Below are 12,837 nucleotides of genomic sequence, written 5' to 3' on the forward strand. Positions count from 1 at the left end.
GGCGTGAGAACAATGAGTGAGAGAGTTACAGACTTTCCGAAAATTGACGAACACCTAGCTGAGATGAAAATATTGCAGCGAAATGCTTGCGCTCATCATGGATTCTTAAGGTATTTAACTTCGCATCCGGAAGTAAACGAAAAGTACACGGACTCGTTTACTGGTCATGTAATTGAGTTGCAGATAAATTCGGTTATTTCTTCTTCGATAATGCTTGTTTGCAGCCTTTGGGATCAAAATGGCCATTCACTGCCAGAGTTTGCCAAAGCGATTGCAGATAAATCGGAGTACATAAAGAAACAGCGAAAAAAGTGGCGAAGCGAGTGGTCTGAGGACATGCTCGGATTGCCAAAGGTTGATGAGGAAATCAAAGAATTTATTTCTGAAGTGGATAGACTTGCAAGTTCACAGGAAATGTCAGCTATAAAGGTCCATAGAGATGAGGAAATTGCCCACCCCTTGAAAGGTAGAAGCGGCCAGAGACGGAAACACGTAAAAGCGCATGGCCTTTATCAACCTGCCAAATACAATGACTTGATTGACTTGCTGGAGTGGTCCTCTGAATTGGTATCAAAAGCCTTGTCGATTTGGCATTTTGAAGTTTTTCTGCACACGGACATTTCCGACCTGTTTCAAAGTTACAGCGAAACGTACTGGACAAAGATGCCAAGATACTCCGAGGTTGAGTAATTTTCTGTTAGAAGTCAACGCAATACATTTGTTTCAACCTGCCCGCCCGGCGGCACCGCCGGGCCGCGCCGACCCGCCCCCCTGGGGCGGCGCGTTTGCGCCTCCCCTCGGGCCGGCGCTGCCCTCATCTCTGCCAACCAACCGCCGCGCCCGCGTTTGCGCCCCGGGGCTCCGCCCGTTCGGCCCTGAAACGGTCCACCGGACCGTTTCTTAAACGGGTCTCACCCCCTCGGGCCGGCGCTGCCGTCATCTCTGCTGACCAACCGCCACACCCGCGCTGGCCGCCGGGGGCTCAATTTCACCCGACCAAGGTCCGCTGAGCCGGAGAGCGTTTCGTGATATACTCCGTCCCTCACCATGGGAGGATATACCGATGAAACATCTGACGATCGCTTCTGCGCTCTGGCTGTTCGCCGTGCCCGCTTTCGCATCTCAATGCCCCACCGACATCGCCGCCATCAACGCGGCGCTGGCGGCGGGGACCGAGCTCAGCGACGAGCAGGTCGCGCAGGTCGAGGCCCTGCGCGACGAAGGCCAGCAACTGCACGACGCCGGGGATCACCAGGCCTCGGTCGATACGCTGGCCAAGGCCAAGGAAATGCTCGGCCTGAACTGATCCTGCCGCCCGTCGACAAGTCTGGGAGGGGCCTCCCCGCAATGTGAGCCACTTCACAGCCCCGCTGACCCGCACCTGCTAAGGTTGACCCAACGGAAACCAGCGGCGGAGGTCCCATGTCCATGATCCCCATCATCGCGCTTGGATCGGCGGGTCTCTATTCCGTGGCCATGATCTCGATGAAGTTCTGGTGGAAACTTCCCGGCCTCGGGTTGGGGCTGCTGATCGTCGCCACCTTGCTGGCTGCCGCCACGCTGGAACTCGCCGCGCTGCGCGACGAACGGCTGGGCATCATCTATACCGGCATTCTGGGGGCCGAGGTCGTGCTGATCGCCATCGCCTCTTTCTTTCTATTCGGCGAGTCCTTTTCCTACCGCGAGGGGCTGGGCATCACCCTCGTCATCATCGGCACTGCCCTGGCCTGGGCCTGATCCCACCTTGCCGCAACTTGCGCGACACGGGTGCGGGACGGGCGCCCCGCCGCACGGAGCGCACCAGTTCGGCGTGGTTCCATCGGGCTTTGCCCGTTGCGCGTATCAGCCCTGAAGGGACCTGACTTCTACATCGCCCTCGGCCTGCGCCTTGATGGCCAACGCGGCGGCGTGGCTGGCTGCGGCCGTGGTATAGTAGGGAATCTTGTCATACAAAGCGATCGAGCGGATCGCCTTGCTGTCTTCGATGGCCTGCGCGCCCTCGGTGGTGTTCATCACCAGCTGCACCTGACCGTCCTTCAGCATGTCCACCACGTCGGGGCGGCCTTCATAGACCTTGTTGACCACGTCACAGGGTACGCCCTGGCTGTCCAGCCAAGTCTGCGTGCCGCGCGTTGCGACCAGCGTGAAGCCCTGTTCCACCAGAACCTTCGCCGCCTCCAGCATCAACGCGCCCTTGTCGGCATCCTTGATCGAAATGAAGGCCCGCCCCTTGGACGGCAGCACCATGCCGGCGCCCAGCTGCGCCTTGAGGAAGGCGCGGGGGAAGTCGCGGTCCCAGCCCATGACCTCGCCGGTCGAGCGCATCTCGGGGCCAAGGATGGTATCGACGCCGGGGAAACGGGCAAAGGGCAGCACCGCCTCTTTCACCGAGAACCAGGGCATGTTCGGGTCGGCCAGGGTCATCTGGTCGGCGATCTTGGTGTCTTGGCCCTCCTTGTAGGGCGGGCGCTGCGGGAAGTTCGACAGCGGCTCGCCCGCCATCACCCGCGCGGCGATCGAGGCAATTGCGCTGTCGGTCGCCTTGGCCACGAAAGGCACGGTGCGGCTGGCGCGCGGGTTGACCTCGATCAGGTAGATCTCGCCATCCTTTATCGCGAACTGCACGTTCATCAGGCCGACCACGTTCAGCGCCTTGGCCAGCTTGTAGGTCTGCTCCTTGATCTCGTCGATGACCTCGGTCGACAGCGAATAGGGCGGCAGCGAACAGGCCGAGTCGCCGGAATGCACGCCGGCCTCTTCGATATGCTGCATGATGCCCGCCACATGCACATCCTTGCCGTCGCACAGCGCGTCCACGTCCAGCTCGACCGCCCCGGCCAGGTAGCTGTCGAGCAGAACCGGGCTGTCGCCCGAGACGACAACGGCCTCGTTGATGTAGCGCTTCAGCTGATCCATGTCGCGCACGATCTCCATCGCGCGGCCACCCAGAACGTAGGACGGGCGGATTACCAGCGGGAAGCCGATCTCCTCGGCTATTTCCAGCGCTTGCGCGTCGGTCGAGGCGATACCGTTCTTGGGTTGCTTCAGCCCCAGCTGGTTGACCAGCGCCTGGAACCGCTCGCGGTCCTCGGCCAGGTCGATGGCGTCTGGCGAGGTTCCGAGGATCGGGATGCCGGCCTGTTCCAGCGCGTTGGCCAGCTTCAGCGGCGTCTGGCCGCCGAACTGCACGATCACGCCGTGCAGGGTGCCGTTCTCCTGTTCGACCCGCAGAATCTCCATGACGTGTTCAAAGGTCAGCGGCTCGAAATACAGGCGGTCCGAGGTGTCATAGTCGGTCGAAACCGTCTCGGGGTTGCAGTTGACCATGATGGTCTCATACCCGGCATCCGTCAGTGCGAAACAGGCGTGACAGCAGCAATAGTCGAACTCGATCCCCTGACCGATCCGGTTCGGGCCGCCGCCCAGGATGACCACCTTCTTGCGGTCGCTGGGGCGCGCCTCGCATTCGACTTCGCCCATCGTGGGGGCCTCGTAGGTCGAATACATGTAGGGCGTCTGCGCCTCGAACTCGGCGGCGCAGGTGTCGATGCGCTTGAACACCGCCTTGACGCCCAAGTTGTGACGGGCGCGGCGCACGTTGTCCTCGTTGCGGCCGGTCAGCTTGGCCAGACGGGCATCGGTAAAGCCCAGCATCTTGACCGCGCGCAGGCCCTCTTCGGTGACCGGCAGGCCGTTCTTGCGCAGGTCACGTTCGGCCTCGACGATCTCACGGATGCGCGCGAGGAACCACGGATCGAACTTGGTGACCGCCTGGATCTCGTCATCCGACAGCCCGTGACGCATCGCCTGCGCGATGGTGCGCAGCCGGTCCGGCGTCTGCTGGCTGATCGCCTTGATAACATGCGCCTTGTCGTCGCTGGTTTCGACAGCGCCCCAAGGGCCGATGCTCAGGCCCGAAATTGCGACCTCGTCAAAGCCGGTCAGGCCCGATTCCATCGAAGCCAGCGCCTTTTGCATCGATTCGTGGATCGTGCGCCCAATCGACATCGCCTCGCCCACCGATTTCATCGCGGTGGTCAGGTAGGGTTCAGCGCCCGGGAACTTCTCGAAGGCGAATTTCGGGATCTTGGTGACCACATAGTCGATGGTCGGCTCGAAGCTGGCAGGGGTGACCTTGGTGATGTCATTGTCCAATTCGTCCAGCGTGTAGCCCACCGCCAGCTTGGCCGCGATCTTGGCGATCGGGAAGCCGGTCGCCTTGGACGCCAGCGCCGACGAGCGCGACACGCGCGGGTTCATCTCGATCACGACCATGCGGCCGTCGGCAGGGTTCACTGCCCATTGCACGTTCGAGCCGCCGGTTTCCACGCCGATCTCGCGCAGCACGGCGATCGAGCCGTTGCGCATGATCTGGTATTCCTTGTCGGTCAGGGTCAGGGCAGGGGCCACGGTGATCGAGTCGCCGGTATGCACGCCCATCGGGTCGACGTTTTCGATGGAACAGACGATGATGGCGTTGTCGGCGCTGTCGCGCACCACCTCCATCTCGTATTCCTTCCAGCCCAGCAGGCTTTCGTCCACGAGGATCTGGTTCACGGGCGAGGCATCCATGCCCGAGCGGCAATAATGGATGTAGTCCTCGCGGTTGTAAGCCACCCCACCGCCGGTGCCGCCCAGTGTAAAGGCGGGGCGTATAATCGCGGGCAGGCCGATGTTTTCCAGCTCGTCCAAGGCCATCTGCACGCCGGCATCCAGATCGGCAGAGCCATCGGCCTTTTTGGGAGCGGTGATGATTGTCGCCTTGGGGTTTTCAAGGCCCAGGCGGTCCATCGCCTCGCGGAACAGCTTGCGGTCCTCGGCCATCTCGATGGCCTCGCGCTTGGCCCCGATCATCTCGACGCCGAATTTTTCCAGAATGCCCATCTCTTCCAGCGCCAGCGAGGTGTTCAGGCCGGTCTGACCTCCCATCGTGGGCAGCAGGGCGTCAGGGCGTTCTTTTTCGATGATCTTGGCGACGACCTCGGGCGTGATCGGCTCGATATATGTGGCGTCGGCCAGTTCCGGGTCGGTCATGATCGTGGCGGGGTTCGAGTTCACCAGGATGACCCGATAACCTTCCTCGCGCAGGGCCTTGCAGGCCTGGGCGCCGGAATAGTCGAACTCGCAAGCTTGCCCGATGACAATGGGCCCCGCCCCGATGATCATGATCGACTGGATGTCGGTTCTCTTCGGCATGGCCTGGTCCCTTCGATTTTGCACGAGTCGCTGGCGCCGCCCAAGCGCCCAAATTGTCGTGCGTTATAGGGACCCGGGCAAAAGGTGCAAGGGGGATCGGAAACGGAATCGAAATTGCCGCTTTCCCCCCTTTCCCTTGGCACCGTATTCTCTATATGCCGCGGAACGGTAGATGAGGAAGCAATTGCGCATTCGTTTCGATCAGGGACCCGCCGGTCCGGGCACAGGTTTCGACCGGCCTACCCAGGTGATCCGCGCCGACCGGGCGGAGCAGGTGCCCCATGCCTTGGTGGCGCTGGATGACGCGCGCGCGAAGGGCGGTTGGCTGGCCGGTTATGCCAGTTATGAGTTGGGTTATGCGCTCGAGCCGAAGCTGATCGCAAGGCTGCCCGGGAACCGTCGATTGCCGCTGTTGTGCTTTGGGGTATTCGATGGCCCGAGCGTGCACGACCTGCCGTCCGGTGCAGCCGGGCTGACTGCGTTTCAGCCGCGTTGGAGCGAGGCGCGCTATACCGAAGCCTTCCGCGCCGTGCATGATGCGATCGGGGCCGGGGACATCTATCAGGCCAACCTGACATTTCCCATTGACCTGGAAACCGAGGGCGACAGCGCCGCGCTCTACGCCGCGCTGACCGCCGGACAGCCGGTCGGCCATGGCGCGCTGGTCCAGCAGGACGGGCTGCCCGATCTGCTCAGCCGCTCGCCCGAGCTGTTCTTCCGCACCGATGCCGACGGGACGATCGAGACCCGGCCGATGAAGGGCACCCAGCCGCGCAGCGCCGATCTGGCCGAGGATGCGCGTCGGCGGGATTTCCTGTCCTCGGACGAAAAGAACCGGGCCGAGAACCTGATGATCGTGGACCTGCTGCGCAATGACATCAGCCGCGTGGCGCTGCCGGGAACCGTTCAGGTGCCCGAGCTGTTCAAGGTCGAGACCTACGCCACCGTGCATCAGATGGTGTCGCTGGTGCAGGCGCGGCTGCAGGTGGGGGCCGGGCTGTCCGACATCCTGACGGCGCTGTTTCCCTGTGGTTCGATCACCGGGGCGCCCAAGATCCGTGCGATGGAGATTCTTTCGGATCTGGAGCCCTGGCCGCGCGACATCTATTGCGGCACCATTGGCTGGGCCGCCCCGGATGGGCGGTCGGAATTCAACGTCGCGATCCGGACCTTGATGGTCGAGGGCAATCGGGCCACGCTGAACGTCGGCGGAGGCGTCGTCTGGGACAGCACTGCCGCGTCGGAATACGAGGAAGCGCTATGGAAAGCCCGGTTCGCGCACCAACTGAGCCTGATTTCCGTCTGATCGAAACCTTTGCGTTTCGGCCCGGGCAGGGCTTTGTGCGGCTGGAGCGCCACCTGCGGCGCATGGCGCGCACGGCGGATTGGCTGGGTGTTCGGTTCGACGTGCGGCGTGTGGGCGAGGTGGTGGCCGGCGTGGCCGGCGCGGACCCGCTGCGGTGCCGGTTGACTCTGGACATGACCGGCAAGCCCGAGGTCACCACGGGGCCTCTGGCGGACAACCCGCCGGGCTGGACGGTGGGCATCGCCACGCCGCGGCTGATGTCCTCGGACATCTGGCTGCGTTACAAGACCACCCGCCGCGCGATCTATGATCAGGCGCGGGCGGAATTGCCCGACGGCGTGGACGAGCTGTTGTTCCTGAATGAACGGGATGAACTGTGCGAGGGCACCATCACCAACCTGTTCGTCGAAACGGAAAACGGATGCCTGCTGACACCGCCGGTTGCAGCGGGCCTGCTGCCGGGCATCCTGCGCGAGGAACTGATTGAGACCGGACGCGCGGTCGAGGCGGTCTTGACCCTGCATGATCTGGCCGCCGCGCACCGGGTCTGGATGGGCAATTCCTTGCGCGGTTTGATCCCGGCCCAAGTGATATTGCCATGAGCGACCGCAGTTCTGCGCGTGGATTGCAGGTGTCGAACCTGCGCCTGAAGGCTGAATTCGTGGCGTTCTATGTCGCGGTCCCCTTGCTGATCGCGGTTCTGTTTCCACCCGACTGGATGTTTCCGGCCCTGTTCTTCTTCACCGCTGGCGGGATCGCCCTGCTGCACCGCACTCCGGGCTTTTCCTGGGCCGAGCTGCGCTATGGCTGGCGCAACTGGCGCTGGGCCGAGGTGATCGGGTTCTCATTCGCAATGGCGGCAATCTGTGCGGCCTTGGTGATGGCCACGCGCCCCGATGCGGCCTTTTATCTGCTGCTGAACCGGCCGGAATTTCTGGTCGTGATCTGGCTGGGCTATCCGTTGCTGTCGGCGCTTCCGCAAGAGCTGCTGTTCCGCACACTGTTCTATCGCCGCTATCACGCGATTCTGCCTGACGGCACGGCCTTGCCGTTGCTGAACGCCGGGCTGTTTGCCTTTGCCCATCTGATGTATTGGAGCTGGATCGTCGCCGCGATGACATTCGCGGGCGGGCTGCTGTTTTCCTGGGCCTACCGAAAGCGTGGGTCGTTCTTCTATGCGGTGCTGCTGCACGCGATCGCGGGCAACATCATCTTTGCCGCCGGGCTGGGCGTGTTCTTCTATTCCGGAAACGTGCAGCGCCCGTTCTAGGGGCTCTACTCGGCGGCGTTGCGCATTTCTTGACCCGGCTGATACAGATAGTCCCGCGTTAACGGCACCGCGTCACGGCGATGGCCCAGTTGCAGTTGGAAAACGGTCTGGTCGCGCTCCTCGAACACCAGGATGCAGGCGGTCAAGTAGAACCGCCACATGCGGATGAACCGGTCGTCATACATCGCGCGTACCTGATCCAGGTTGCTCTCGAACCGGTCGCGCCAGGCGCGCAGAGTCAGGGCATAATGCAGCCGCAGGCTTTCGACATCCAGAAACCACAGGCCGGTGCGTGCCACGGGTTTGACGATTTCCTCGAGCGACGGGACATAGCCGCCCGGGAAGATGTATTTGTTCAGCCAGGGCGACTGGCCGGTGGGCGGCCCATTGCGGCCGATGGAATGGATCAACGCCACGCCGTCGGGCTTCAACAGGGCCGCGACCTGGTCGAAATAGGTGCGCAGCTGTGGCGCGCCCACATGCTCCAGCATCCCGACCGAGACGATCCGGTCGAACTGATCCTGCATCTGCCGGTAGTCCATCAGCCGAATGTCGACGCGGTCGGCTAGCCCGGCCTGCCGTACTCGTGCGGTCGCAGTGTGGTGCTGGTTTTGCGAAAGGGTCAGCCCGGTCACCTGCACGCCGTGGTCACGCGCCAGCGTCAGGGCCAGCCCTCCCCAACCGCAACCGATGTCCAGCACGCGCATTCCGGGTTCAAGGCACAGCTTGCGCGCGATATGCGCCTTTTTGGCGGCTTGCGCCTGTTCCAAAGTCATCCAGGGCTGCTGGAAATAGGCGCAGCTGTACTGCATGTCAGGGTCCAGCATCAGCTGGTAGAAGTCGTCGGACAGGTCATAGTGATGCGCCACGTTGCGCCGCGCCGAGCGGACCGAGTTGCGCTGCAGGATCGGCCGCAGCAGATACCCCGCCCAGTCCTGGATCTGCTGCAGCAGGGGCAATGACCCGCTGGCCGCGCATCGAATCGCGATCCGCATGGCACTTTCAAGGCCGCCTTCGTCGACGGTTATGGTGCCATTCATGTAGCCCTCGCCAAAAGCCATCTCGGGATTGCGCACCAAGCGTGCCATCAAAGCGGAGTCATGCAGGGTGATATGCGCCTCGGGCTGCGTGGCGTCGCCATAAGTGCGCGCCGTCCCGTCAGGGTAGGTGATCCGCAGAGTTCCGCAGGTGATGAAACCCCGCAATACGCGATCCAAAACAGCTTGCCACATCGGCCGAACACCTCCTTGCTCAAGGGGCCTGGCTCCCGCCTGCCGGGAAAACTATTTAAGTTCACATGTCCAAAAGATAGCGATTTTTTCGAATTTGTCTGCATTCCGGCCCGCATCGCGTCCCAACCCTTGACTTCCCCGGCGCATCGCGGTGTATCGGCGCGACGAATTCTCCGCCCGAAGGGATATGACCGATGCACGCCTATCGCAGCCACACCTGCGCCGATCTGACTGCCGCCAATGTTGGTGAAACCGTCCGCCTGTCGGGCTGGGTCCATCGCGTTCGCGACCACGGCGGCGTGCTGTTCATCGACCTGCGTGACCACTACGGAGTGACGCAGGTTCTGTGCGACGGCGACAGTGAAGCATTCAACGCTTTGGAGAAAGTGCGCTCGGAATGGTGCATCCGCATCGACGGCACGGTCAAGGCGCGCGACCCCGAATTGGTGAACCCCAAGCTGCCCACCGGCGAGATCGAGGTCTATGTCCGCGAACTGGAAGTGCTGGGCGCGGCCGAGGAACTGCCGCTGATGGTGTTCGGCGATCAGGAATACCCCGAGGAAACGCGCCTGCGTTATCGTTACCTGGACCTGCGCCGCGAGGCGATGCAGCGCAACATGGCTCTGCGCTCGGACGTGATCGCCAGCATGCGCCGCCGCATGTGGGATCAGGGGTTCCGCGAATACCAGACGCCGATCATCACCGCCTCCAGCCCTGAGGGCGCGCGCGACTTCTTGGTGCCCTCGCGCCTGCATCCGGGCAAGTTCTACGCGCTGCCGCAGGCGCCGCAGCAGTTCAAGCAGCTGATCATGGTGTCGGGCTTTGACAAGTATTTCCAGATCGCGCCCTGCTTCCGCGACGAAGACCCACGCGCCGACCGGTCGCCCACCGATTTCTACCAACTGGACCTCGAGATGAGCTTTGTCACCCAGCAGGACGTGTTCGACACGATCCAGCCGGTGCTGACGGGTATCTTCGAAGAGTTCGGCGGCGGCCGGAAGGTCGACAAGGTATGGCCGCAGATCTCCTACAAGGACGCGGCGCTGTGGTATGGCACCGACAAGCCCGATCTGCGCAACCCGATCAAGATGCAGGTCGTGTCGGACCATTTCCGCGGGTCCGGTTTCGCGATCTTCGCCAAGCTGCTGGAACAGGAAGGCACCGAGATCCGCGGGATCCCGGCGCCGGGGGGCGGAAGCCGCAAATTCTGCGACCGGATGAACGCGTTTGCCCAGAAAGAGGGCCTGCCGGGCATGGGCTACATCTTCTGGCGCGAGGGCGAGAACGGAATGGAGGCCGCTGGCCCGTTGGCCAAGAATATCGGCCCCGAACGCACCGAGGCGATCCGCCAGCAACTGGGTCTGGGCAAGGGCGACGCGGCCTTCTTCCTGGGCGGCAAGCCCAAGACCTTCGAAAAGGTCGCCGGCAAGGCCCGCGACGTGATCGGCGAGGAACTTGGCCTGACCGACAAGGACCGGTTCGCCTTTGCCTGGATCGTGGATTTTCCGATCTACGAAAAGGACGAGGAAACCGGCGAAATCGATTTCGAACACAACCCGTTCTCGATGCCGCAAGGTGGCATGGAGGCGCTGCAGGGCGACCCGCTTGAGGTCAAGGGCTATCAGTACGACCTGGCCTGCAACGGTTACGAGTTGGTGTCGGGCGCGATCCGCAACCACAAGCCCGAGATCATGCTCAAGGCCTTCGAACTGGCCGGCTATGGCGAGGACGAGGTCAAAAGCCGCTTTGGCGCGCTGTTCAACGCGTTCCACTATGGCGCCCCGCCGCACGGGGGCTGCGCCGCCGGCATCGACCGGATCGTCATGCTGCTGGCCGACGAGGCCAACATCCGCGAGGTCATGATGTTCCCGATGAACCAGCGCGCCGAGGATCTGATGATGCAGGCGCCGTCGGACCCGACCTCGGATCAGTTGATGGAACTGGGCCTGCGCATCATTCCGCAGGATTGATCCGGCCCGCTCGCACCTCCCTGTTCACGCGGCCAAACCAGGTTCAGCGGATGCGCACGTATCCGCGGGCCCGTTAGGTTTTGCCGTGGGCGGCCGGTCTGGGCCGATTGTTTCGGCCGGGACCCTTTCGGCAGGGCGAAGGTCCCAAGACCGCAAGTTTTAATCCAGCCATCCGGGCTGATTCAGTCGATTGACCCGTATGGACCGCGCCTGCCGCCGGGTCTGTCGGTACCACCAGGCGCAAAGCAACGCGGCAGTGATGATATACGCAGTGATCATTCAGATTGCCTCGCGCCGTTCAAGGCGGTTTTGCACCAGACCGGCGACACGGGCGGCCAGGACCGTTACGGGGGCGCCTCGGACGCGTGAAGTGGCCAGCTGTTGCGCCGCTTCGGCCAGAACGGAGTCACCGGCGTCGCGCGCGACGCCGCGCAGAAATTGCGCCGCGTAGTCCAGCGTTCGGTCATCGGCGGGCCCAGTCAGAATGTCGGCGATGTGGGCCATGTCGTCCTGATAGGCCATCGGATCCGGAGAGATTTCTTCGTCGCGGACTGCATGCAGGTTGCCGGGGCGCCGGTCCTCCGGCAGCAGTTGGAGGATTTTCGTTTGAAAATGAGCCAGCGATTTCAGCGGCTTGGTCATGAAGCCATCGGCCCCGGCCCGTAACGCCCGATCTTGCGCGCCGTCGTCACCGGACATGCCCAGAATGGCGCTGATGCGGGGGCTGGCGATGTTGAGTTCCGCGATCAGATCGGCCCCCGAGCCGTCGGGCAGACCCATGTCCACGATGATCACGGTGGGGCGGTAGATCTGAAGATGCCGCCGGGCGGATCTGATGCAGTCCGCGCGCCGGATACGGGCGCCGCTGTGCAGGCACATCAATCGCAGGGCGTCGCAGGCATATCGGCTGTCCTCGACAACCAGAATCGTCTGCCCAAGCAACGGCCGTGCGGCGCTTGGAGCAGGGGTGGATGCGGCGAAGGGCACCGAATCGTCCATGGCAGAACTCCTTTCAGCAGATGCCTCACGCTAGGAAGATCTGGATAACACAGGGTTAACGCGCGTTTTGGCGCACTTGCCCTTTGCAGGGGCAGCGCCCATAACCGTCGATGACCCGAACAAAGGAGTATGTCATGATCGGCCGCCTCAACCACGTCGCAATCGCGGTTCCCGACCTCGAGGCCGCTTCGGTGCAGTATCGAAACGCGCTGGGGGCCAAGGTCGGCGACCCGCAGGACGAACCCGATCACGGAGTTACCGTCGTGTTCATCGAACTGCCGAACACAAAGATCGAATTGCTGTACCCGCTGGGCGAAGATAGCCCCATCAAAGGGTTTCTGGAAAAGAACCCTTCGGGTGGCATCCATCACGTCTGCTACGAGGTCGAGGACATCATCGCCGCGCGCGATCACCTGAAGGAGACCGGTGCCCGCGTGCTGGGCAACGGAGAGCCCAAAATCGGCGCGCATGGCAAGCCCGTTCTATTCCTGCACCCAAAGGATTTCAACGGCTGCCTCGTCGAACTAGAGCAGGTCTGAACTGGGCAAGGAGGTTCTTGTATGACCATTACGGCCGCGCTGGTTCTGTTCGCCGTCATCTGGTTTCTGACCCTGTTGGTCGTATTGCCCGTGCGCATCAAGACGCAGGGAGATCTGGGCGACATCGTGCCGGGCACCCATGCGGGCGCGCCGGAAGTTCACCACATGAAGAAGAAACTGTGGATCACCACCGGAATTTCGATCGTCTTGTGGGCGATCATTGCCGGAATCATCGTGTCGGGTGTCATCTCGATCAGGGATTTTGACTGGCTGAACCAGCTTGACCCCGTCGAGTGACACCGGCCGGGCGCTTGCTTTTGCATAG

General features: G+C 62.5%; 12 protein-coding genes. 9 read left to right on the forward strand and 3 right to left on the reverse strand.

What is annotated here, in order from left to right; genetic code table 11:
• Window positions 1–12: 12 nt before the first annotated feature.
• The 3 genes from AC2FMM_RS01675 to AC2FMM_RS01685 all read left to right on the forward strand — a co-directional run bounded on the left by AC2FMM_RS01675 (window position 13) and on the right by AC2FMM_RS01685 (window position 1,737).
• The gene (locus AC2FMM_RS01675; RefSeq protein ID WP_496795620.1) at window positions 13–690 is read left to right on the forward strand and encodes an AbiU2 domain-containing protein; all 678 of its coding nucleotides are present in this window, start codon (window positions 13–15) and stop codon (window positions 688–690) included.
• A 373-nt stretch (window positions 691–1,063) separates the two neighbouring features.
• Entirely contained in the window at window positions 1,064–1,306 is a 243-nt protein-coding gene (locus AC2FMM_RS01680) for a PA2433 domain-containing protein (protein ID WP_496743362.1), read from the forward strand.
• Window positions 1,307–1,422: 116 nt separating this feature from the next.
• Complete coding sequence (locus tag AC2FMM_RS01685; RefSeq protein WP_490360453.1) at window positions 1,423–1,737, forward strand: hypothetical protein; 315 nt, start codon at window positions 1,423–1,425, stop codon at window positions 1,735–1,737.
• A gap of 105 nt (window positions 1,738–1,842) precedes the next feature.
• On the opposite strand, the gene carB is transcribed toward AC2FMM_RS01685, so the two are convergent.
• Window positions 1,843–5,196 (reverse strand): carbamoyl-phosphate synthase large subunit, encoded by a 3,354-nt coding sequence (gene carB, locus AC2FMM_RS01690; RefSeq protein ID WP_496795621.1) that lies wholly within the window; start codon window positions 5,194–5,196, stop codon window positions 1,843–1,845.
• A gap of 172 nt (window positions 5,197–5,368) precedes the next feature.
• Between carB and AC2FMM_RS01695 the strand changes: the two genes are divergently transcribed.
• The 3 genes from AC2FMM_RS01695 to AC2FMM_RS01705 are packed head-to-tail and all read left to right on the forward strand — an operon-like array spanning window position 5,369 to window position 7,772.
• A complete protein-coding gene (locus AC2FMM_RS01695) occupies window positions 5,369–6,502 on the forward strand; it encodes an aminodeoxychorismate synthase component I (protein WP_496795622.1) in 1,134 nt (377 codons plus the stop codon).
• Window positions 6,457–7,104, forward strand: coding sequence for an aminotransferase class IV family protein (locus tag AC2FMM_RS01700; RefSeq protein WP_496712113.1), 648 nt, complete (start codon window positions 6,457–6,459; stop codon window positions 7,102–7,104). Before AC2FMM_RS01695 ends, AC2FMM_RS01700 begins: the two co-directional genes overlap by 46 nt.
• On the forward strand, window positions 7,101–7,772 hold the full coding sequence (locus AC2FMM_RS01705; protein ID WP_496795623.1) for a CPBP family intramembrane glutamic endopeptidase: 672 nt from the start codon (window positions 7,101–7,103) through the stop codon (window positions 7,770–7,772). The genes AC2FMM_RS01700 and AC2FMM_RS01705 overlap by 4 nt, the downstream gene beginning before the upstream one ends.
• Window positions 7,773–7,777: 5 nt before the next feature.
• Here the strand turns inward: AC2FMM_RS01705 and AC2FMM_RS01710 are convergent, their stop codons facing one another.
• Window positions 7,778–9,004, reverse strand: coding sequence for a class I SAM-dependent methyltransferase (locus AC2FMM_RS01710; protein WP_496795624.1), 1,227 nt, complete (start codon window positions 9,002–9,004; stop codon window positions 7,778–7,780).
• A 194-nt stretch (window positions 9,005–9,198) separates the two neighbouring features.
• On the opposite strand from AC2FMM_RS01710, the gene aspS reads away from it, so the two are divergent.
• Window positions 9,199–10,974 (forward strand): aspartate--tRNA ligase, encoded by a 1,776-nt coding sequence (aspS, locus tag AC2FMM_RS01715; protein WP_496795625.1) that lies wholly within the window; start codon window positions 9,199–9,201, stop codon window positions 10,972–10,974.
• 279 nt (window positions 10,975–11,253) lie between these two features.
• Here the strand turns inward: aspS and AC2FMM_RS01720 are convergent, their stop codons facing one another.
• Window positions 11,254–11,973, reverse strand: coding sequence for a response regulator (locus AC2FMM_RS01720; protein ID WP_496795626.1), 720 nt, complete (start codon window positions 11,971–11,973; stop codon window positions 11,254–11,256).
• Window positions 11,974–12,107: 134 nt separating this feature from the next.
• Here AC2FMM_RS01720 and mce point away from each other — a divergent pair, with 134 nt between their 5' ends.
• Window positions 12,108–12,512, forward strand: coding sequence for a methylmalonyl-CoA epimerase (gene mce / locus AC2FMM_RS01725; RefSeq protein WP_496681779.1), 405 nt, complete (start codon window positions 12,108–12,110; stop codon window positions 12,510–12,512).
• Window positions 12,513–12,533: 21 nt separating this feature from the next.
• Window positions 12,534–12,809, forward strand: coding sequence for a DUF1467 family protein (locus AC2FMM_RS01730; RefSeq protein ID WP_496681712.1), 276 nt, complete (start codon window positions 12,534–12,536; stop codon window positions 12,807–12,809).
• Window positions 12,810–12,837: the final 28 nt, after the last annotated feature.

It is taken from the genome of Ruegeria sp. BHSC043 (assembly GCF_059612985.1).

Bases quoted from the DNA above. Each gene is read 5' to 3' on its own strand.
- AC2FMM_RS01675 (WP_496795620.1), top strand. From the start codon at position 13: ATGAGTGAGAGAGTTACAGACTTTCCGAAAATTGACGAACACCTAGCT.
- AC2FMM_RS01680 (WP_496743362.1), top strand. From the start codon at position 1,064: ATGAAACATCTGACGATCGCTTCTGCGCTCTGGCTGTTCGCCGTGCCC.
- AC2FMM_RS01685 (WP_490360453.1), top strand. From the start codon at position 1,423: ATGTCCATGATCCCCATCATCGCGCTTGGATCGGCGGGTCTCTATTCC.
- carB (WP_496795621.1), bottom strand. From the start codon at position 5,196: ATGCCGAAGAGAACCGACATCCAGTCGATCATGATCATCGGGGCGGGG.
- AC2FMM_RS01695 (WP_496795622.1), top strand. From the start codon at position 5,369: ATGAGGAAGCAATTGCGCATTCGTTTCGATCAGGGACCCGCCGGTCCG.
- AC2FMM_RS01700 (WP_496712113.1), top strand. From the start codon at position 6,457: ATGGAAAGCCCGGTTCGCGCACCAACTGAGCCTGATTTCCGTCTGATC.
- AC2FMM_RS01705 (WP_496795623.1), top strand. From the start codon at position 7,101: ATGAGCGACCGCAGTTCTGCGCGTGGATTGCAGGTGTCGAACCTGCGC.
- AC2FMM_RS01710 (WP_496795624.1), bottom strand. From the start codon at position 9,004: ATGTGGCAAGCTGTTTTGGATCGCGTATTGCGGGGTTTCATCACCTGC.
- aspS (WP_496795625.1), top strand. From the start codon at position 9,199: ATGCACGCCTATCGCAGCCACACCTGCGCCGATCTGACTGCCGCCAAT.
- AC2FMM_RS01720 (WP_496795626.1), bottom strand. From the start codon at position 11,973: ATGGACGATTCGGTGCCCTTCGCCGCATCCACCCCTGCTCCAAGCGCC.
- mce (WP_496681779.1), top strand. From the start codon at position 12,108: ATGATCGGCCGCCTCAACCACGTCGCAATCGCGGTTCCCGACCTCGAG.
- AC2FMM_RS01730 (WP_496681712.1), top strand. From the start codon at position 12,534: ATGACCATTACGGCCGCGCTGGTTCTGTTCGCCGTCATCTGGTTTCTG.